Here is a 20,564-nt window from a genome sequence, read left to right as displayed (position 1 = left end):
AGCCACAAACGGGATCGTCGTAAGATAACCGGAGTTGCCGCCGCAAACAACGGCGGATACGAAAAAGGGCAGCCGAGGCTGCCCTTTTCTCCACGCGTTGCCGCGCTTATTCCTTCGGACCCAGTGCCACGCGGTCCATTTCTTCCTGCCCCTTGTGACGCACGTCCTGCCCCTTGACCAGGAACACCACGTGCTCGGAGATGTTCACCGCCAGATCACCGATACGCTCGATGGCCTTGGCAATCCACATGGTATCCAGCGTCAGGCTGATGGAGCGCGGATCTTCCATCATGATGGACACCAGCTGGCGCTGCATGCTGCGGTATTCGATATCGAGCTGGTTGTCGGCACGCTTCACTTCGGCAGCCGGTGCGGCATCCAGGCGGGCAAAGGCATCCAGCGCGCGCGACAGCATGTCCAGCGCCAGATCGGCCAGATGGCGCAGCTCCTGGAAACGCGGTGCCTGCAGCTTGCCGGCTTCGATGATGTTCTTGGCGCGCTGGCAGATGCGCGCGGCCTTGTCGCCGATGCGCTCCAGATCCTCGACCGACTTGATCACGGTCATCACCATGCGCAGATCGGATGCAGCCGGCTGACGGCGCGCGATCATCTGGATACACATGTCATCGAGCTGCAGGTGCATCTCGTTGACCTTGTCCTCACGCTCGATCACATGATTGATCAGGTGAACGTCGCCACTGGCCAGCGCTTCCATGGATTGGCGCACCTGATCTTCCACCAGACCGGCCATGCCCAGCACGCTGGAGCGAATGGCTTCCAGCTCGGCGTCGAATTGCTTGGAAATATGTTCGGACATGCGCCGTTTCTCCCAGGGTTATCCATGCAACATTAGCAGTCTCAGATTACGCTTATGTTGCATTCATGTTTAAAGTCCGGCGCTACCACGAGCCGCTCCCAGAACCCAGTCTAGCGATGCCGCCCCAAAAGGTGCAACGCGGCCGGCCGGGTTTGGTTGGCGACAGTTACTTGAACGTCTTCACGCCTGCCTGTGTCCCCAGCAATAGCACATCCGCACGGCGGCGCGCAAATACGCCACACGTGACCACGCCGACAATCTGGTTGAGTTCAGATTCGAATTTGGCCGGCTCGGCGATCTGCAGGCCGTGCACGTCCAGAATGATGTTGCCATTGTCGGTCACCACCCCCTCGCGGTAGGCCGGATGGCCACCGAGCCTGACCAGCTCGCGCGCCACATGCGAGCGCGCCATCGGGATCACCTCAACCGGCAGCGGAAAGCGCCCCAGCACGTCCACCAGCTTGGTCTCGTCGGCAATGCAGATGAATTGCTCGGCCACGGCAGCCACGATTTTCTCGCGCGTCAGCGCCGCGCCACCGCCCTTGATCATTTGCAGCTGACGGTTGATCTCGTCGGCACCATCCACATACACCGGCAGGCGGTCGATGCTGTTCAGGTCGAACACCGCGATACCATGTGACTTGAGGCGCGCCACGCTGGCTTCGGACGACGACACCGCGCCGCTGATGCGCCCCTTGATCTTGGCCAGCGCATCGATGAAATAGTTGGCGGTCGAACCGGTGCCGACGCCGACGATGGCATCATCGGGAATGTAGGCAATGGCGGCCTCGGCGGCGGCTTGCTTGAGCTGGTTCTGATCGAGCGGCATGGGAACTCCGGTGCGGGATGACAGTGACAGATTGAGGCCGATTTTAGCCCGAGCGAGCCGGCGCGCGCTTGGCGAATATCAATGCAAGGTCGATAAATACTGGCGGATGCCGCCCAGCAGCATCTCGACCGAGATCGCGGTCAGGATGAGCCCCATCAGACGCTCGAACGCGGTCACGACCTTTTCGCCCAGCAAACGGCTGATTTTCTCGGAAAACGCCAGCGAGGTGCCTACCACGCCCATGGTCAGCGCCAGTGCGGCCACCCATTGCCACAAATGCCCCGGATCGCGCGACACCAGCAGCAGTACGGTGGCCAGTGCCGACGGACCGGCCACCAGCGGGATGGCCAACGGTACGATGAACGGCTCGCCCTCATGCGTTTCGCCCAGCACGCCGCCGGGCTGCGGAAATACCATGCGCAAGGCGATCAGGAACAGGATGACGCCCCCGGCAATCCCCAGCGAGGTTTCCGACAGGTGCATCAGGGCCAGAAACTGCTTGCCCACCAGCATGAAGGCAAACAACACGAAAAACGCCACGCTGATTTCGCGCAGGATCACGATGCGGCGGCGCTCGGGCGCCACCTGGCGCATCAACGACACGAACAGCGGCATGCTGCCCAGCGGATCGGTCACCAGCAGCAGCAAGACAAAGGCCGACCAGAAGGTTGCCGCTTCCATGTGCTTTTCCTCTCAAGAAAACGGACCATGCTAGCCGGATCGCCGCGCCGGCGGCATCGGGGCTAACCGCAGCGCGCGGCAGCCCCAACCCTCATCGCATCCCGATCAACTCGGCCGGGCCGCTGCCATCCTCAGCCACCGTGCGGTTGCGCCCGCCGCGTTTGGCGGCATACAGCGCCATGTCGGCCAGCTGGATCAGGGCGTCCGGCGGCATCTCTTCCTCGGGCACCCGCGTCGCCACGCCGCAACTGATGGTGACCACCGACGATGCGCTGGAATAGCTGTGCGGGATATTCATCGCCGCCACCTGCTCGCACATGCGCTCGGCCACCTGGCGCGCGCCCTCGCGGTCGGTATTGGGCAGCACGGCAACGAACTCCTCGCCACCATAGCGCGCCAGCAAGTCACCGGGCCGCAGCAACAGGCCGGACAAGCCGGCGGCAATCTGCTTCAGGCAATCGTCGCCGGCCTGATGGCCGTAGTTGTCGTTGTAGGCCTTGAAATGATCAACATCGATCATCACCACTGACAGCGGCTGGCTCTCGCGCATGCCGCGCAGCCACTCCTGGCGGTATTGCTGGTCAAAGAAGCGGCGGTTGGGCACGCCGGTGAGGCCATCAAGCTGGGCCAGCCGCTGCAGCTCCAGATTGGCGGCCAGCAGCTTGTCGTTGGCCTGGCGGGCCGCTTTTTGCGACAGTTCCAGCTCGTCGATGGTCTGGTGCAGGCGTGCTTCGTATTCCTTGCGCTCGGAAATGTCGCGCACGATGGCGACAAAGCAGCGCTGCCCCTCCAGCGTCAGCTCGGAGATGGTCACCTCCATCGGAAAATGCCGGCCATCGACATGGCAACCGGTCAGCTCGAACGGGCTTTGCAGCTCGTAAGCGCGCTCGCCGGCCAGCTGGCGCAGGCGCACCCGCTGCATGCGTTCGGCCTCTTCGGGCAGCACCAGCCCGCGCAAGGGCATGCCGGTCATTGCTTCTTCACGGTATCCGAACATGGCACAGGCCGCAGGGTTGACCTGCAGGATGCAGCCATCGTCGTCGAATATCACCAATCCTTCGCGGATATTGTCCACGATGCGGCTGTTACGCTGTTCGCTTTCCACCAGGCGGCGCTCGATGCGCTTGAGTTCGGCCAGATCCCGCGCAATGAACAGATAACCGCCGGTGCTGCCATTCGGGCTCTTGACCGCAGTGACCGCCAGCATCACCGGCCGCTGCACGCCATCGCGCCCGGTCAGCACCCACTCCTCGCGCGCCGGGCCGTGCTCGGCCATCACGCGGAATACGCTGAAATCAGCCGGCACCGGCACACGCCGCTCGCTGGCGCGACGCTGAGCGCCCTGCTCGACCTCACGCGGGTCCAGCAAGACCTCGAACGGCGGCGGGGCCGACAGGCTTTCCAGCGGTGGGTAATCAAGCAGCCGTTCGGCTGTCGCATTCATCAGCGTGATCCAGCCTGCGCTATCGGTGGCAATGACCGGAAACGGCGCGGCATCCAGCACCGCATTCTGCCAGGACAGGCTCTGCGCCAGCGCCTGCTGGTCGTGCTGGCGGCTGGTGATGTCGCTGATGCGCACGACCACGCCGTCGTGCCAGCGCCGCACCTGCCGCAACCACCAGCGGCCATCGCCGGTCTCAAACTCGTCCTCGGCCGTGCCGCCATGGCGGAACACGCCCGTGTAACGCCCGATCTCGTCATGCTGCTGCTCGCGCGGCAGCAGGCCGGACAGCCGCGCATTGACGATATGTTCCAGCGGCTTGTTCAGCCACTCGGCCCCGGCCAGATTGCAATCCACCACCACGAAATCGCGTACCTCGCCATCGCTCTCGCGGAATGATTCCAGCAGCAGGATCACGTCCGGGCTGCTGTTCAGCGCGGAGAGCGACAGCATCTCGCGCCGTTGCAGCGCGGCCTGGGTACGGTTGATTTCGGTGACGTCGTGCATGATCAGCACGCCGCCGATCAGGTTGTGCCGGCCGTCATGCCGCGGGCTGTATGACAGATCGTAAATACGCCCGCGCCCCATCACCGCACGCTGGCTCAGGTATTCGCCCTTGAGCACGCGCTGCCAGCGCGGCAACGCGTCGTCGCGCATTTCCGGCACGAGTGCCAGCCAGTCGGCCAGCGGCATGCCCGGCTGCGGCTCGCGGCCAAACATTTCGCGCGTGGCATTGGCATAGGCACGGTTGAAGTGGGTGATGCACATGGCACGATCCACCGTCAGGATGGGGTCGGCCGTGCTGCCAAGTATGCTGTCCAGCTCATCGTGCAGGCCGCGTACCTCGGCCAGCGATTCGCGCAAGGCGCGTTCAGCCTCGACCTGCTCGGTCACATCGAGCATGACGCCAACATAGCGGTCGTACCACGCCGAGCGTCCGGCCTCGAATTCGGCTTGCAAACGCCCCCAGCGGGGCGTGCCGTCCGCGCGGACGAAGCGCAGCACGACATTGTATTTGCCCGTCCCCATCAGGCGGGCCCAGGCCTCGTCGCCGGCCAGCGGATCATCAGGCGCCAACATGCGCCGCCAGCCATCGCCCAGCGCCTCCGCAGGGCTCAATCCGGTCAGATTGCTCCAGTAGGGATTGACGTAGAGGTTGCGCCCCTTGAGATCGGAGACATATGCACCCACCGGTGCGTTCTGCAGCAATTCCAGCACGCGCCGCTCGGCATCGATCTGCCGCTGCACCCGCCGCGCGCGCACCGAAACAATGGTGGCAATCGCCCCGCTGAGCGCCAGCACCGCCAGCGCGCCCAGCAAGCCCACGCTCCAGATCAGCTGATCGACGCGCTGCAGCTGCGTTTCAATGACGGCCGGCGCTATGCGGGCGACCAGATACCAGTTGGCATTGCCCTGCTCGGCCAGCACCTCCTTCCACGGCCCGCCGTTACGCGGCACGGCAAACGGGCGCAAGACCCGGTAGACATACACGCCATCACCGCCATGCCACACCCCCGACACATGGTGCTGCATCTCTGCCCACAGCTGCGGATTGCGCTGCGGCAAGGCGGCGCCGCCTTTTTCCTGCAGCATGGAATACCACCGGTCGGCCAGCTCGCCCCCCAGCATCCAGCTGCCGTCCTGCGCCAGTGCCCAGTGATCGATGCCGTTCTGCAACTTGCCGCTGCCCAGCCAGTCCAGCAGGCGCTGGGCGCGATAGCTCAGCACCACGCTGCCGAGCCTGCGCCCGTCAGCGGCAAACACCGGCGCGGCCGAGCGCATGACAGGCTCGGGCGGGCGCACCAGCTTGCCGTTCTCGACCGACAGCTCGATGCCCGACAGCGACAGTTGCCCGTCTTCCAGCGTATTGGCTTGCAGCACATAGGGGCGTGCCACCTTGTCCTGCAGCTTGTCGTCGGGCACCGGCTGGGCCACGCCTCCGCGCAGGTCCACCCGCACGCGTTCGCGGCCGTGGGTATCGAACAGCCGTGCCCGCAGATAAACCTGCTGCACGGCCACGAAATCGGTCATGTGCCGCTGCAGGTGCTGCCGGGCATCTTCGTCGCCATCCAGCGCGGGGGCGACGTTTTCCTCGCGCTGCAGATACAGTGCATCGACCAGCATCTTGTTGACGATGCGCTGCGTGTCCTGCTCGGCAGTGTCCTGCCACTGGCGCTGCAGGTCGATTTCCCGCGCCAGCAGGTCATCCAGCTCGTAGCCTCGCGCCAGCCACAGCAAGCCCACCATTGCCAGCAGCAGCGGTACGGCCAGGCCTGCAAACCACAGCAGCCAGGTGCGCGAGAAAGAGGACGGCGAGGCAGGCATGATCGAACTGAAAGGAAGGTGCTTACCAGTCTAGATGCAGACTGGCGCGTAACCAATCGGGTGTTTCCATCCTGCGTCGTGCAAGCCGGTTGCACAGCTTTTCATCGATACAGATGCTGAGCCGCTGATAGCTTCAACCTGTACTGTTGCGCGTGTAGATATCCGGGTCAGCCATTTCCATCACCTTGGCCGGGTCAGCCAGCGGGCCGAAACCGAACGGGGCATAGAGCGGATGCGCATCGCGCGTCACCAGCATCCAGCGGCGCAGCCCCTGCAATTCCGGGTGGGCGCGGATCACGGTGACCAGCTGGCGGGCCAGGCCACGCCCGCGCCAGATTTCCAGAATGAACACATCCGCCAGATATGCAAAGGTGGCCCGGTCGCTGATCACGCGCGCAAAACCGATCTGTGCGTTGTCGTGGTAAACACCGAAACACAGCGAGCCGGCAATCGCGCGCACCACCGTGTCGCGCGGTATGCCTTTGCTCCAGTAAAGCTGCGCCAGCTCACGGTGGATCAGATCGACATCCAGCCGCGCCGGACTGGTGTCGAATTCGAATTCCTGCCAGCGGGAAATGCTCATTGCGGGTTCCTTCATGGACTGAGGATGACAGTGTATTTTCTTGCGCTGCAGCAAGGAATGTCGCATCCTCGCGCAAGGCTTGTTCCAAATTCACATTGATTCAAACATGGCGACGATTTATCAGGAACGCTTTGACGTCGGCCCGCACATCAAACAGCGGACCGTGGGCCGGAGTGCCTATCATCGCCCCTGCTATCCGCCCATGGGCGAGCATGACTTGTTCTTCTGCGGCATCAGCAGCGGCAAGGATACCTTCGAGGTCGAGCGCATTGATGCGCCCTTCCATGCGCTGCTGTTCTGCGTGGAGGGCGAGTTTGAACTGTATGAGGATGGCCGCAGCATGGCGCTGCGTGCCGGCGAGCTGGGGGTATTGCCACCGGTGGGGCGGCGCGGCTTCCGGCTGGTGGGCAACCGCCCCTGCAAGGTGGTGTGGTTCCTGCTGATGGACCGGCCACGCTGGCAGTTTCTGCCGCGCGAGCAGATCACCATCATCGCCAGTGATGCCGGCCCTACCCTGCTCGATGCCGCATCGCTGTTCCACCGCGAAGCCGACCGCTTTCATCTCAACACCCCCGGCACGCAGGTGGTGGCCGTGCTGGACCTGCTGATGATGATGCTGGAGCGCGCGCTGGCCCCGCTGCACCCCACGCTAGGCTGGCCCGAGCAATTGCAGGCGTTGTTCAACACCGTGGCGCAGCGGCTGGACGAACACTGGTCACTGGAGCGGCTGGCTGAGCACCTGCACATCACCCCGGCCCACCTGCACCGGCTGTGCCGGCAACATCTGGGCAACGCCCCCGCCCAGCAACTGTTCTTGCTGCGCATGAACCGCGCCCGCGCGCTATTGCAGCAAGGCGACAAGGTGAGCGATGTAGCACTGGCCGTCGGCTATCAGGAAGTCGCCAGCTTCTCGCGCCGCTTCAGGCAGCATTTCGGCGTCAGCCCCAGCAGCGTGCAACGCCCCACCCAGCGCTACGGCCAACCCGCATCGCCCAGCCCGTCGTTGCGGCCGGTGGATGCGGGCTATGGTTGAGCGGCGGTAGTTCGACGCAGAATGTCGACGGGTAATTCGTATCCGTTTCATGCAGTAGTTGTGAATTGCTGACGGTAGTGTGCCGGTGACACGCCAACGCGCTGGCGGAAGTGATGCCGCAGCGTTTCCACTGCACCAAAACCACAGGCATCGGCAATCTGCTGCAGATTCATGCGCCCCTGCTCCAGCAGTGTCTTGGCCAGGTCAACACGCGCGCCCAGCAGCCAGTCATAAGGTGATGCACCAGTAGCCCCCTTGAACTGCCGCAGCAGGGTACGCGGGCTCATCGCCACGCGCCCGGCCAGCGATTCCAGCGTATGCGCCTGTTGCAGATTGGCCTGCAGCCAGTCGAGCAAGGCAGACAGCTTGTTGTTGTCGAAACGCGGCAGCGGGCGGCTAACGAATTGCGCCTGCCCGCCCTCACGATGCGGCGGCAGCACCAGCCGGCGCGCCACCTGGTTGGCCACCTGTGCGCCGTAATCCTTGCGCACCAGATGCAGCAGCATATCCAGCCCGGCGGCAGAGCCGGCCGACATCAGGAACTCGCCGTCCTCGACATACAGGCAGTCCGGCTCGACCTTGATCTGCGGATAGCGTGCAATCAGCCGGTCCATATAGCGCCAGTGCGTCGTGGCGCGGCGGCCATCCAGCAAGCCGGCCTCGGCCAGCAGAAAGACGCCGTTGCAGATGGTGGCAAACTGCGCACCGCGCGCGTGGGCGGCACGCAAGGCCTCGCACAGCTCGGGTGGTGCCGGCTCATCGGTATCGCGCCAGCCGGGCAGCACGATCAGGTCGGCCTGCTGCAAGGGCGCCAGCCCGTATTCGGCCTCGACCAGAATGCCGCCAGCAGCGCGCAGCGGCGGCTTGTCCAGACTGCACACGCGAAAGTCGTACCACGGTACGTTCAGTTCGGGTCGGTCGAGTGCGAAGATTTCCACCACACAGCCAAATTCGAACGTACACAGGCGATCAAAAGCCAGTGCCACTACCTGACGTTTTTTCATGGCGGGATATTGCCGATCCATGTCGATAACGACACTGTGCCGCAAAACGCCACGCCAGCACAATGACCACATCACCACACCACAAGAGGAAGACATCATGAGCAACCAGGTCACCGCAGTCCCCGCCGCCGCCAGCTTGGCCGCCGTCGCCCACTTCGCCGCCAAGGCACAATTCGAAACCGACTGTTCCGACGTGAACGCGGCCTTTGCCGCTGGCGAACCGGGCTTTGTGCTGCTGGACGTGCGCAATGGGTCCGCCTATGCCCGGGGTCACGTGCCGGGTGCGCTGAACCTGCCGCACGTGGAAATCACTGTTGAACGCATGGCGCAATGGCCGCTCAACACGCTGTTCGTTGTCTACTGTGCCGGCCCGCACTGTAACGGCGCCGACAAGGGGGCATTGAAGCTCGCGCAACTGGGCCGCCCGGTGAAACTGATGATCGGTGGCGTGACCGGCTGGCTGGACGAGGGCCTGCCGCTGCATACCGGCGCCAGCCAGATGGATGCCATCAGCTGCGCGTGCTGAGAGACGGGCATGCGCCCCCAGCCGTCATCGGGGGCAACCCGGCATCAAACCCCGGCAACGCCGGGGGCCCACCAGTGGTGGTTGAAACAACGGCTCTCCCTGATGGATTCCACGCCCTCGCCGCCGCGAGGAGGCCCCGCTACGCTCGTCGCTGGCACGAATGAGGTCCGCGCTCGCCAACAGCCGGCAGCGCTGCACAGCCTATTCCGGATAGCACGCCCGGATACTTCGAAAAAAAACCGGCCCCGCAGGGCCGGCATCAAGACACCAGGGTTTGAGGATCGAGCGGGTTTACATGCCGTTGGCGATGAAGCGGTTGGCAAAGCCCCAGTTACCCGCCTGACCGTAGCTGTTGCAGGTGGGCGAGGCAAAGCCCGGTGCGCAGTCGGTATCGCGATCAAGCGACCAGTAGTGCACGCCGGCCAGACCATTGGCCTTGGCGAAGTTGGCCACCGTGGTCACATCGGCCAGGCTGAAGGTTTCGTCCTGGGTATCGTTGCCGCCTATCATTGGGGTCAATTCGATCTGGCTGTACGGCACGCCGTAGTAGTTGTGCAGGTTGACCGCCGCCTGCACCGCCGATGCACCCATATCGCATTTGCCGTTGCTGACCACGCAGTTGCCGGCACTGGTGCTGCCGAAGTCCATCACCATCAGGTTGATGGTGTAGCTGGACAGCGCATGCGAGCGGATCGAGTTCATCACCGTCACACCTGCCGACCCGAGGCTCTGCGGCGAATTGCCGCCCAGGGTAGCCAGCGTGAAGCTGTAGCGCAGGTTGGGATAGGTGCGCTGCGCGTTGATCACGCGCTGTACCAGATTGTCGATGGTGGCCTGGCTCTGGCCTGCTTCGATATCGAAGTCCACACCGCGCATATTGGCCGAGTAATAGGTCTGGATGAACTTGGTGAAGCCAGCATCAGAACCGCAGGTGAACGAGCCCGCTGCACCACCGGTGGAGATGATGTAGGTCTTGCCGGCGCTGACGAAATTCTGCACGTTGGCATTGGCCACTGCCGACGGGGTGAGGCCACCCCAGTTTTCGCTGCCGCATTCGCCGGTGGCAAAGGCCCAGGTCACCGACTTCACGCCGGCCGGCAACACGCTGAGCACCGGTTGGCGCGAGCCGGTCACCGCCGTGGTCATCACGTTGGTGTTCCAATCCAGATTGATGGTGATGTCCTTGTACGGACCAAAGATGAAGCCCGGCGGTGTGCCACCGGTAACCGGCGTCGGCGTCGGCGTGACGCCCGGCCTGGGTGTCGGGGTCGGCGTGACGTTGCCGCCGGTGCACGGGCCGTTGTCGGTCCACGGCTGGCCGTCGCCAGTACTGCTGGACGGCACATTGCCCTGTGTCCACCATTTGGCGGTATAGGTGTGGCCGTTATAGCTGACCACCGCACCGCCGCTATAGGCAGTGCTGCTGTTCCATGCGGCGGCGGTACAGCTTCCCCCAGTCACTGGTGTTGGTGTCACGCCGGGTTTGGGTGTGGGTGTCGCAGGGGCCGGTGTCGGCGTAGCACCTACGCTGCCATCCGCACCCAGATCCTGCCACAGGCTGGCCACGGTCGGGTTCCAGCCGGTGCTGCTGTAATCGGTTTGCGTGACCAGAGCCTTGTAGTCATGGCCTTGGTAATAAACGATGGTGCCGGCGGTATACGTGGTATCCGGCTGCCAGACGGGATAGGCGTAGCTGAACGCGGCAGCCAACAGCGCAGGCAGGGCCGCCAGCAAAACCGGGCGTTGCATGTTTCGAGTCATCTCCATACTCCATTTGTCTGTCTATGATTGCGCCCCTCAAAATGAAAGCGCTGTCATTTTGTATATAAAGCCGGTATGGGCTGTCAAAATATTGATGTAACAGCCTGCGCCACCATTTGCTGTACAGTCAGACAACTTGTCCGTATAGCGCATAACTTTGGTAAATTGTCGGCAGCAGTCATGTGGTTCAACGCCGACAAGCCAGCCCGCATGGACAGATTTACGGCCTTGCAACGTTCATCCCCGGCAATAGCCCGTTCAGCGGGCCGTTGCTTTCGTCAAATGCAATACTGGAACCCAGCCGCCAGGAACAATCTGCACGCCAGCGCCGCTTGCCAGCTGCCCGCGCGCCGCAAGGCAGTAATCGCTAAAATGACAGACAGCTTCCCCCACGTACGATCATGACTGTTTCCTTACCGGCCATTGCCCAGCAGCTCGATGCCATAGACCGCATCGTTTTCGACGATCCTTCCGCCGCACTTCGGCTGTGCAAAACGGCACTGCAAAGCGCACGCAGCGAGCGCGATGTCGAATCGCTGGTGCGTGCAGCCACCCTGCTGTCGCTGATCGAGGACCAGCTGGGCGAGCGCAGCGAAGGCAGCGTGGTGCTGGCCGAGGCACTGGCCTGCTGCCAGATGTATGGCCTTGCTCATCTGGAACCGGCGGTGCAGGAGCGGTTGGGGCGCGACAATTACACCGGTGGCGATTACCGGCTGGCCATGCGGCATTGGGCGCACAGCGTGCGCCAGTGTGGCAGCCACCCCATGCATTGCCGCACTCGTGCACTGGCCCTGATTGGCCTTGGTCATGTGTGCAGCGCCTATGGCGCGCTGGGACGCGCCAGCGAATTTCACCAGCTGGCCGACAAGGTGCTGACCCCGCTGGGTGATGTTTATCTGATTGCCAAGGTACGCATCAGCCTGGGCTGGGATCTGTGCGCACTGGGCCGGCATGAGGAAGCGCAACCCATACTCAACGAAGCACTGGCCCTGTGCAAGGAACAGAACTTCAACCACTATCAGGCCGAGTTGCTGCTGCGGCTGGCCGAAATCGAAACCACCCACGGCAATCTGGAGGCTGCCGAGCAGCTGCTGGAGGAGAGCCTGGCCATTCTGGTGTTCACGCCGTCGCACTGGTGCGAGGCCAATGTGCTCAAGCATCTGGCGCAGCTGCGCGCACGCCAGGGCGCGCTGGACATGGCCATGAACCTGGCCTTGCGCGCGCTGCACATCACCGAGGCCGACGGCATGCGCCATGTCGAGGCGCTGATCCATGCCGACCTGGCCGGCTATGCGGCGGCGGCAGGCCAGCAGGTGCTGGCCGAGCAACACCGTGCGCGCCACGAGCAGGTCAACCGCTCGCTGGATCAGGGGCTGCAGGGCGGCCCCGCACCCGATCTTTCCAGCCTGGACGACCTGCTGGCTATTCCAGTGGCTTGAACATGAAGCGCATGCCGTCACGGCCGCTAAAGCCATGCCGCTGGTAAAAGCGCTCAGCCGGGTAGTCCGCCACCGTAAGCAGGGTCATGCCCTGCACGCCGGCTGCGCGCAAATCAATCTCGACCGCCTGCAGCAGCAGGCCACCCAGCCCCATGCCCTGTAGCGCCGGCACAACGAAGCATTCATCGACAAACAGCTCGGCCCCCGACCACCAGCTGCGGCAATTGCCGATCAGCGCGCCGGCAATCTGCCCGTCCTGCAGCAACAGCCAGCCCATGCCTTGCGGGTTGGCCAGAAACTCGCCCAGATAGCGCTGCGCGCCTGTCTCGCACCATTCGTCGTGCCACGGTGCGGCGTTGAATGTAATCATGAAGGCGCTCGCAACAGCGGCGATATCCGCCTGCTGCATGCGCCTTGTCGTGCCCCGCTCTTGAATGGCACCCTGCTCGATCATTGCATACCTCCTGCGCCACTGCGCTGAAAAACAAAAAGCCCCGCAATGCGGGGCTTTTTGACGAGGCTGCCGGTTTACCAGACGTTCAGGTATTCCAGAATGCCTTCGGCGGCCTGACGGCCTTCGTAGACCGCGCGTACCACCAGATCCGCCCCGCGAACCTGGTCGCCACCCGCAAAAATCTTCGGGTTGCTGGTCTGATGCTTGTATTGCTGCTTGAACGGCGCCACGGTGCGGCCCCAGTCGTCGGTCTTGATGCCCTGGCCGTCGAACCAGTTGGCCGCTTCAGCCTGGAAGCCGAACGCCACGATCACGTGGTCGCAATCGATACCGACTTCCGAACCTGCCACCACTTCCGGCTTGCGACGGCCCTTCTCGTCCGGCGCACCCAGCTGGGTGGTGACAAGCTTGAGCTTGAGCGAGCCATCGGCGTTCTGCTCGATGCCGACCGGCTGGCTGTTCCAGCGGAACTCGACGCCTTCTTCCTTGGCATTGAGCACTTCGCGCTTGGAACCCGGCATATTGGCTTCGTCGCGACGATACGCGCAGATCACCGATTCGGCGCCCTGGCGGATGCTGGTGCGGTTGCAGTCCATCGAGGTGTCGCCGCCACCGAGTACGACCACGCGCTTGCCCTGCATCGAGAGGTAGGCCTCGCCTTCCGGCAGGGTGCCCATGCTGTTGCGCACGTTGTTGATCAGGAACGGCAGCGCTTCGAGCACGCCCGGCAGTTCTTCACCTTCAAAACCACCCTTCATGTACTTGTATGCGCCCATGCCCATGAACACGGCATCGTAATCGCGCAGCAGCTCTTCGATGCTGATGTCGCGGCCGATTTCGGTATTGAGGCGGAATTCCACCCCCATGCCTTCCATCACTTCGCGACGGGTCTGCATCACTTCTTTTTCAAGTTTGAACTCGGGAATACCGTAGGTCAGCAGGCCACCGATCTGCTCGTAGCGATCGAACACAATCGGCTTCACGCCGTTGCGCACCAGAATGTCGGCACAACCGAGACCGGCCGGGCCGGCGCCGATGATGGCAACCTTCTTCTCGGTCCAGATCACCTTGGACATATCCGGGCGCCAGCCCGCCTTGATGGCGGTATCGGTGATGTACTTCTCGACCGAGCCGATCGACACGGCACCAAAGCCACCCTGGTTCAGCGTACAAGCACCTTCGCACAGGCGATCCTGCGGGCAGACGCGGCCGCAGATTTCCGGCAGCGAGTTGGTCTTGTGCGACAGCTCGGCCGCCTCGAACAACTTGCCTTCCTTCACCAGCTGCAGCCAGTTCGGAATGTAGTTGTGCACCGGGCATTCCCACTCGCAGTAGGGGTTACCGCAGGACAGGCAGCGGCCCGACTGCTCGCCGGCGTCGCCTTGCGACAGCGGTGCATAGATTTCCTTGAACACGATCTTGCGCTCGGCCGCCGGGACTTTCTCACCGGGGTTGCGCGCCACGTTCAAAAACTGGAATACGTCAGACATCGTCATTTCCTCTCGAGGGCCCGGCCATCCCGGCCGGGCCATCTCATGCTTGCATTCGGCTGTGTGGCCGCAGATCAATCCTTGAGCAGATCGTCGAGCTTGGCCGCCTTGGGCTTGACCAGCCAGAAGTAATCCACCGCTTCGTCGAAGTTGGCCAGCAGCTCCTGCGCCTTGGCCGAACCGGTCAGCTCGGCATGCTCCTTGAGCTTGCCGCGCAGGTAGGCACGCACCGCGCCATACGATTCGCCGTTGATCAGGTTGATGTCGATCAGCTCGTTGTTGATGCGATAGGCAAACTTCTCTTGCGCGTCATATACCAGCGCAAAGCCGCCAGTCATGCCGGCACCGAAGTTGTAACCGGTTTCGCCCAGCACGATGACCACACCGCCGGTCATGTATTCGCAGCCGTGGTCGCCCACACCTTCCACGATGGCGGTTGCACCCGAATTACGCACCGCGAAGCGCTCACCACCCTTGCCGGCAGCGAAGAACTCGCCACCGGTGGCGCCATACAGGCAGGTGTTGCCGACGATCACGCCGTCATCCGAGCGGAATTCGCTCGCCTTCGGCGGGTAGATCACCAGCTTGCCGCCTGCCATGCCCTTGCCGGCGTAGTCGTTGGCATCGCCTTCCAGCTCCATGGTCAGGCCGTTGGCGTTCCACACGCCGAACGATTGACCGGCCGAGCCGTTCAGCTTCAGGTGCAGTGCATCGGCCGGCAGGCCGGCTGCGCCATGCGCCTTGGCGATTTCGCCCGACAGACGCGCACCGATGGAGCGGTTGACGTTGCGTACCGCATATTCGAGGCGTTGCGGGGTCTTGCTCAGGATGCCGGCGATGGCGTCCTTCACCATCTGCTCGGCCAGCTCGCCCTTGTCGAACGACGGGTTGCTGTCTTCGATGCAGAAGCGCGGTGCCGATTCCGGAATGTCGCCCTGGCTCAACAGCACGTCCAGCTTCAGACGGCCCTGACGCTCGGTCGCGCCCGACGACAGCTTGAGCAGGTCAGTACGGCCGATCAGCTCTTCCATGCTGCGCACGCCAACCTTGGCCATCCATTCGCGGGTTTCCTGCGCGATGAAGGTGAAGTAGTTGACCACCATGTCCGGCAGACCGGTGAAGTACTTGGAGCGCAGCTTGATTTCCTGCGTGGCCACGCCAGTGGCGCAGTTGTTCAGGTGACAGATACGCAGGTATTTGCAGCCCAGCGCTACCATCGGGCCGGTGCCGAAGCCGAAGCTTTCAGCGCCCATCATGGCGGCCTTGATCACATCCAGACCGGTCTTCAGACCACCGTCGGCCTGTACACGCACACGGCCACGCAGGCCGTTGGCGCGCAGTACCTGCTGTGCTTCGGTCAGGCCCAGTTCGAACGGCGTGCCGGCGTACTTGACCGACGCCAGCGGCGACGCACCGGTACCACCGTCATATCCCGAGATGGTGATCAGGTCGGCATAGGCCTTGGCCACGCCAGCGGCAATGGTGCCCACGCCCGGCTCGGCCACCAGCTTGACCGACACCAGTGCAGCCGGGTTGACCTGCTTCAGGTCGAAAATCAGCTGTGCCAGGTCTTCGATCGAGTAGATGTCGTGGTGCGGCGGCGGCGAAATCAGCGAGATGCCCGGCTTGGAGCAACGCAGCTTGGCGATCAGCGGCGACACCTTGTCGCCCGGCAGCTGGCCGCCTTCACCCGGCTTGGCGCCCTGTGCCACCTTGATCTGCAGCACTTCGGCATTCACCAGATAGTGCGGGGTCACGCCGAAACGGCCCGACGCCACCTGCTTGATCTTGGACATCTTGACGGTGCCGTAACGCGCTGCGTCTTCGCCACCTTCGCCCGAGTTGGAGCGACCGCCCAGGCGGTTCATGCCTTCGGCCAGCGCTTCGTGCGCTTCCGGGCTGAGCGCGCCCAGCGACATGCCGGCGGAATCGAAGCGCTTGAGGATGGCCTCAACCGATTCGACTTCGTCAATGGCAATCGCCTTGGACGGATCCAGCTGCAGCTCCATCAGGTCGCGCAGCATCGCCACCGGACGGTTGTTCACCAGCTCGGCGTACTTGAGGTATTCCTTGTACTCGCCGCCGTTCACTGCCTTTTGCAGCTGCATCACGACGTCCGGGTTGTAGGCGTGGTACTCCTCGCCGAACACGTACTTCAGCAGGCCACCCTGCGCAATCGGGCGCATCGGGTTGAAGGCGAACTTGTTCAGTTGCGCCTGATCGGCCTCGAAGTCGGCAAAATTGGCGCCGCCGATACGCGATACGGTGCCGGCCAGACACAGGTCGACCACTTCTTCGCCGATACCCACGCCTTCGAACAGCTGCGAGCCGCGATAGGACGCGATGGTCGAGATGCCCATCTTGGACAGGATCTTCAGCAGGCCCTTGTTGATACCCTTGCGGAAGTTGTTGGTCGCCTTGGCCAGCGGATAGTCGATCTGGCCCATATCCACCAGTTCCTTGATGGTCTGGTAGGCGAGATACGGGAACACCGCAGTCGCGCCATAGCCGATCAGGCAGGCGAAATGGTGCGGATCACGCGCGGTGGCGGTCTCGACGATGATGTTGGTCTTGCAGCGCAGGCCGGCATCGACCAGCGCGTGGTGCACGGCGCCAACGGCAAACAGCGCGGGGATCGGCAGACGACCCTTGGCGATGTTCTTGTCGGACAGCACCACGATGACGGTCTTGTCGTCAGTCACCGACTTGAGCACGGCAGTGCGCAGCGCTTCGATGGCGGCCTTGAGCGAGGTTTGCGACGCTTCGTAGCTGATGTCGAAGAAGGCCGGCTTGTAGTCGGCGCCTTCCAGGCGGGTCAGCGCATCGAACTTGTCGCTCGACAGCACCGGCGAGCGCACTTCCAGACGGCGGGCGTTGTCTTCGCTCTCCTGGAAGATGTTGCGTTCCGGGCCGAAGCAGGTGTTCAGCGACATCACGATCGCTTCGCGGATCGGGTCGATCGGCGGGTTGGTTACCTGGGCGAACTGCTGGCGCAGGTAATCGAACGGCGAGCGCACCTTTTCCGACAGCACGGCCATCGGGGTGTCGTCGCCCATCGAGCCGATGGCTTCCTGGCCGTCGGCAGCCAGCACGCGCAGGATCTGGTCGCGCTCTTCAAAAGTCAGCTGGAACTGCTTCTGGTACGTCAGCAGCGCGCTGGCGTCCATTTCGGCCAGCGGGCCGGTGTCTTCGGCGATTTCCAGATGCTGGGCGTTTTTCTTCACCCAGTCGCGGTACGGGTGTGCAGCCTTCAGACGGTTATCGATGGTCTCGGTATCGAGGAACTCACCGGTCTGCAGGTCAACGGCAACAATCTGGCCCGGCTTCACGCGGCCCTTCTTCACCACGTCTTCCGGTTTGTAGTTCCAGGTGCCGACTTCCGACGCGATGGTCAGGTGGCGATCCTTGGTGATCACATAGCGCGCCGGGCGCAGGCCGTTACGGTCCAGCGCACAGCCAGCGTAGCGGCCGTTGGTCCAGACGAGACCGGCCGGGCCGTCCCACGGCTCCATGTGCATCGAGTTGTATTCGTAGAACGCGCGCAGGTCGCGGTCGTTCGAATCAACGTTTTGCCATGCCGGCGGCACCAGCATGCGGAAGGCGCGGAAGATGTCGATGCCGCCCATCATCAGGCCTTCGAGCATGTTGTCGAGGCTCATCGAGTCGGAACCGTCGGTCTGCACGATGGGGCGCACGGCGTCCATGTCCAGGTTCGGCGTATCCATGATGGCTTCGCGCGCCTTGGCCCACAGGCGGTTGCCGTGCAGCGTGTTGATTTCACCGTTGTGCGCCACAAAGCGGAACGGCTGTGCCAGCTTCCACTGCGGCCAGGTGTTGGTCGAGAAGCGCTGGTGGTACACGGCCAGCGACGAGGCGAAGCGCTCGTCCTTCAGGTCGAGGTAGAACACCGGCAGGTTGTCCGGCGTGACCAGGCCCTTGTACGACATCACGTGCGGATTCAGCGTCGGGATGTAGAACGCTGCATCGCCCTGATTGGCCTTCTCGGCCAGGCGGCGTGCCTGATACAGCTTGCGGGTGAAGGTGGCGTCGTCCATGCCGGCAGCGGCATTGACGAACACCTGCTTGAACTTGGGCAGGGTGCGCAGTGCGTATTCGCCACAGGCTTCCAGGTTGACCGGCACTTCGCGCAGACCGGCAAAGCCCAGGCCCTGTGCTTCGACCGCTTCCTGAAGGCGTGTCAGCGACGCATCGTCGCTGTGGAATACCAGGCCGGCCGCATAGTCTGCGCCGAGCGTGAAGCCGTTTTCAGCGGCAACCGCGCGCAGAAAGCCATCCGGCTTGCGGAACAAGAGGCCACAGCCGTCACCCGATTTGCCATCGGCCGCGACAGCGCCGCGGTGCGTGAGGCAGGCGAGCGAGCTGATCGCCGTGGAAACCAGCCAGTGACTGGGTTTGTCGTCCATCTGCGCAATCAAGCCGAAACCACAGCTATCCTGCTCGAAGCTCGGGCTGTACAGCGTGCCCTGCAGCCAGCTTTGTCGATCCATCCCAAAACCTTTACGAAAAGCGCCGAATTTATAGCGAAAAGGTCTTGATTCTAGTCCGAAATCTGCATCAACCGCAACTGAACGGCCCCGAAGTCGGCAATCGGGGAAAACCCGCGCTCCACAACCGACACGGGGCTTTCAGCCACCCGAACGGTAACTTAAAATTAACAATCAATGACGTATGTCAGGCAGCGGCCAGTGCCACATGGCAGGCCGCCCTGATTCGAGCCCAGAAGACTGAGACATTGCCTGGCGATGCTGCCAGCATGCCCTGGATGCGGCATTGCTCCTTCAGGCAAGCCAGTCGCGCGCCGGCAGGTAATCACTCAGCAGCGCGGCCTCGGGTGTATCGACCGGCGGCTGCCAGTCATAGCGCCAGCTGGCCGATGGTGGCATCGAGCACAGGATGGATTCGGTGCGCCCGCCCGATTGCAGGCCGAACAAGGTGCCACGGTCCCACACCAGGTTGAATTCGACATAGCGGCCACGCCGGTACGACTGCCAGTCGCGCTCGCGCTCGCCGTAGGCCATGTCACGGCGACGCTCGACGATGGGCAGATAGGCATTCAGGAAGGCATCACCCACCGCGCGCTGCAGCGCAAAGCTGCCGTCAAAGCCCAGCTCGGAAAAATCGTCGAAGAACACGCCGCCGATGCCGCGCGCCTCGTTGCGATGTTTGAGGAAAAAATAGCGGTCGCACCAGTCCTTGAACTTGGGGTAGTACTGCGCGCCATGCGGTGCCAGTGCATCATGGCAAGTGCGGTGGAAGTGGGCAGCATCTTCGGCAAAGCCGTAGTACGGCGTGAGGTCCATGCCGCCGCCGAACCAGAACACATCCTCCTGCCCTGCTTCGGCCGCCATGGCGCGGAAGCAACGCACGTTCATGTGTACGGTCGGGATATAGGGGTTGCGCGGGTGCAGCACCAGCGACACGCCCATCGCCTCCCAGCTGCAGCCAGCCAGTTGCGGCCGGTGCGCGGTGGCCGAGGCCGGCATGGCATCGCCCTTCACGTGCGAGAACAGCACGCCGCCGCGCTCCAGCAGTGCCGAGTTCTCGATCACGCGGCTGATGCCGCCACCGCCGGCCGGGCGTGTCCACTCATCGACCAGAAAAGTGCCGCCGTCGTACTGCTCCAGCGTGGCGACGATGTTCTGCTGCAGCGAGAGCAGGTAATCCTTGACGGCGATGCTGTCCATGGCGGGCGTCCAGAGTTTCAAAACCAGCCGCGATGATACGGCAGTGACCGGCACAAACAAAAACCCCGCGCCAAAGGCGCGGGGTTTAATGCAGGTACGCACAGAAGAGCTCATGCGCCGAACTGATGTGGTTCAATGATTCTGGACACCAACTAAGGTGGTCCTCACACCACCGCACACAGGTGTCACGATGAACAATACCCGACGATCGTTTACGTCAGAATTCAAAGCCGAGGCCGCTGCCTTGGTGGTCAACCAAGGCTACAGCGTGGCTCAGGCCTGCACCGCCATGGGCGTCGGCGAGACTGCCATGCGCCGCTGGGTGGCCCAGCTGCAGCAGGAACAAGTTGGCATCACCCCGCAGAGCAAGGCTCTCACCACCGAGCAACGGCGCATTCAAGAACTCGAAGCCCGCGTCCAGCAGCTGGAACTGGAGAAATCCATTCTAAAAAAGGCTACCGCGCTCTTGATGGCCG

The 20,564-nt window shown here is 63.1% G+C and carries 15 protein-coding genes; 4 read left to right on the top strand and 11 right to left on the bottom strand.

The window, feature by feature from the left end:
• Positions 1-106: 106 nt before the first annotated feature.
• The 5 genes from phoU to B9A19_RS20105 all read right to left on the bottom strand — a co-directional run bounded on the left by phoU (position 107) and on the right by B9A19_RS20105 (position 6,676).
• Positions 107-817: a phosphate signaling complex protein PhoU gene (gene phoU, locus B9A19_RS20125; protein ID WP_084092951.1), complete on the bottom strand. Its 711-nt coding sequence runs from the start codon at positions 815-817 to the stop codon at positions 107-109.
• Between the two features lie 166 nt (positions 818-983).
• Positions 984-1,646, bottom strand: coding sequence for a ribose-5-phosphate isomerase RpiA (rpiA, locus tag B9A19_RS20120; RefSeq protein WP_084092950.1), 663 nt, complete (start codon positions 1,644-1,646; stop codon positions 984-986).
• A gap of 78 nt (positions 1,647-1,724) precedes the next feature.
• Positions 1,725-2,327 (bottom strand): MarC family protein, encoded by a 603-nt coding sequence (locus B9A19_RS20115; protein ID WP_084092949.1) that lies wholly within the window; start codon positions 2,325-2,327, stop codon positions 1,725-1,727.
• Between the two features lie 91 nt (positions 2,328-2,418).
• The gene (locus B9A19_RS20110) at positions 2,419-6,093 is read right to left on the bottom strand and encodes a PAS domain S-box protein (RefSeq protein WP_084092948.1); all 3,675 of its coding nucleotides are present in this window, start codon (positions 6,091-6,093) and stop codon (positions 2,419-2,421) included.
• Positions 6,094-6,226: 133 nt separating this feature from the next.
• Positions 6,227-6,676 (bottom strand): GNAT family N-acetyltransferase, encoded by a 450-nt coding sequence (locus B9A19_RS20105; protein WP_084092947.1) that lies wholly within the window; start codon positions 6,674-6,676, stop codon positions 6,227-6,229.
• A 106-nt stretch (positions 6,677-6,782) separates the two neighbouring features.
• On the opposite strand from B9A19_RS20105, the gene B9A19_RS20100 reads away from it, so the two are divergent.
• Positions 6,783-7,709, top strand: a complete 927-nt coding sequence (locus B9A19_RS20100) for a helix-turn-helix transcriptional regulator (protein ID WP_084092946.1) — start codon at positions 6,783-6,785, stop codon at positions 7,707-7,709.
• 47 nt (positions 7,710-7,756) lie between these two features.
• Here the strand turns inward: B9A19_RS20100 and ftrA are convergent, their stop codons facing one another.
• Complete coding sequence (ftrA, locus tag B9A19_RS20095) at positions 7,757-8,713, bottom strand: transcriptional regulator FtrA (RefSeq protein ID WP_084092962.1); 957 nt, start codon at positions 8,711-8,713, stop codon at positions 7,757-7,759.
• A 19-nt stretch (positions 8,714-8,732) separates the two neighbouring features.
• On the opposite strand from ftrA, the gene B9A19_RS20090 reads away from it, so the two are divergent.
• Positions 8,733-9,239, top strand: coding sequence for a rhodanese-like domain-containing protein (locus tag B9A19_RS20090; protein ID WP_245804392.1), 507 nt, complete (start codon positions 8,733-8,735; stop codon positions 9,237-9,239).
• Positions 9,240-9,530: 291 nt separating this feature from the next.
• On the opposite strand, the gene B9A19_RS23375 is transcribed toward B9A19_RS20090, so the two are convergent.
• Positions 9,531-11,000, bottom strand: coding sequence for a carbohydrate-binding protein (locus B9A19_RS23375; RefSeq protein WP_217807133.1), 1,470 nt, complete (start codon positions 10,998-11,000; stop codon positions 9,531-9,533).
• A 401-nt stretch (positions 11,001-11,401) separates the two neighbouring features.
• Here B9A19_RS23375 and B9A19_RS20080 point away from each other — a divergent pair, with 401 nt between their 5' ends.
• Positions 11,402-12,439 carry a tetratricopeptide repeat protein gene (locus B9A19_RS20080; protein WP_084092944.1) on the top strand — a complete coding sequence of 346 codons (1,038 nt, stop codon included), beginning with the start codon at positions 11,402-11,404 and terminating at the stop codon, positions 12,437-12,439.
• Here the strand turns inward: B9A19_RS20080 and B9A19_RS20075 are convergent.
• From B9A19_RS20075 to hemF, 4 genes are all read right to left on the bottom strand, one after another.
• On the bottom strand, positions 12,423-12,893 hold the full coding sequence (locus B9A19_RS20075; RefSeq protein WP_084092943.1) for a GNAT family N-acetyltransferase: 471 nt from the start codon (positions 12,891-12,893) through the stop codon (positions 12,423-12,425). The two genes, B9A19_RS20080 and B9A19_RS20075, sit on opposite strands and share 17 nt — an antisense overlap.
• A gap of 74 nt (positions 12,894-12,967) precedes the next feature.
• The gene (locus B9A19_RS20070) at positions 12,968-14,383 is read right to left on the bottom strand and encodes a glutamate synthase small subunit GltD family protein (RefSeq protein ID WP_084092960.1); all 1,416 of its coding nucleotides are present in this window, start codon (positions 14,381-14,383) and stop codon (positions 12,968-12,970) included.
• Between the two features lie 74 nt (positions 14,384-14,457).
• A complete protein-coding gene (gene gltB / locus B9A19_RS20065; protein ID WP_084092942.1) occupies positions 14,458-18,891 on the bottom strand; it encodes a glutamate synthase large subunit in 4,434 nt (1,477 codons plus the stop codon).
• 291 nt (positions 18,892-19,182) lie between these two features.
• The gene (gene hemF / locus B9A19_RS20060; RefSeq protein ID WP_084092941.1) at positions 19,183-20,088 is read right to left on the bottom strand and encodes an oxygen-dependent coproporphyrinogen oxidase; all 906 of its coding nucleotides are present in this window, start codon (positions 20,086-20,088) and stop codon (positions 19,183-19,185) included.
• A 190-nt stretch (positions 20,089-20,278) separates the two neighbouring features.
• Between hemF and B9A19_RS20055 the strand changes: the two genes are divergently transcribed.
• On the top strand, positions 20,279-20,564 hold a 286-nt coding region (locus B9A19_RS20055), incomplete at its 3' end, for a transposase (protein WP_139799021.1).

This window comes from Andreprevotia lacus DSM 23236, assembly GCF_900176275.1.
Classification (GTDB): Bacteria; Pseudomonadota; Gammaproteobacteria; order Burkholderiales; family Chitinibacteraceae; genus Andreprevotia; species Andreprevotia lacus.
The sequence above is the reverse complement of the archived record's forward strand: the minus strand, read 5'-3'. Positions and strand labels throughout refer to the sequence as shown.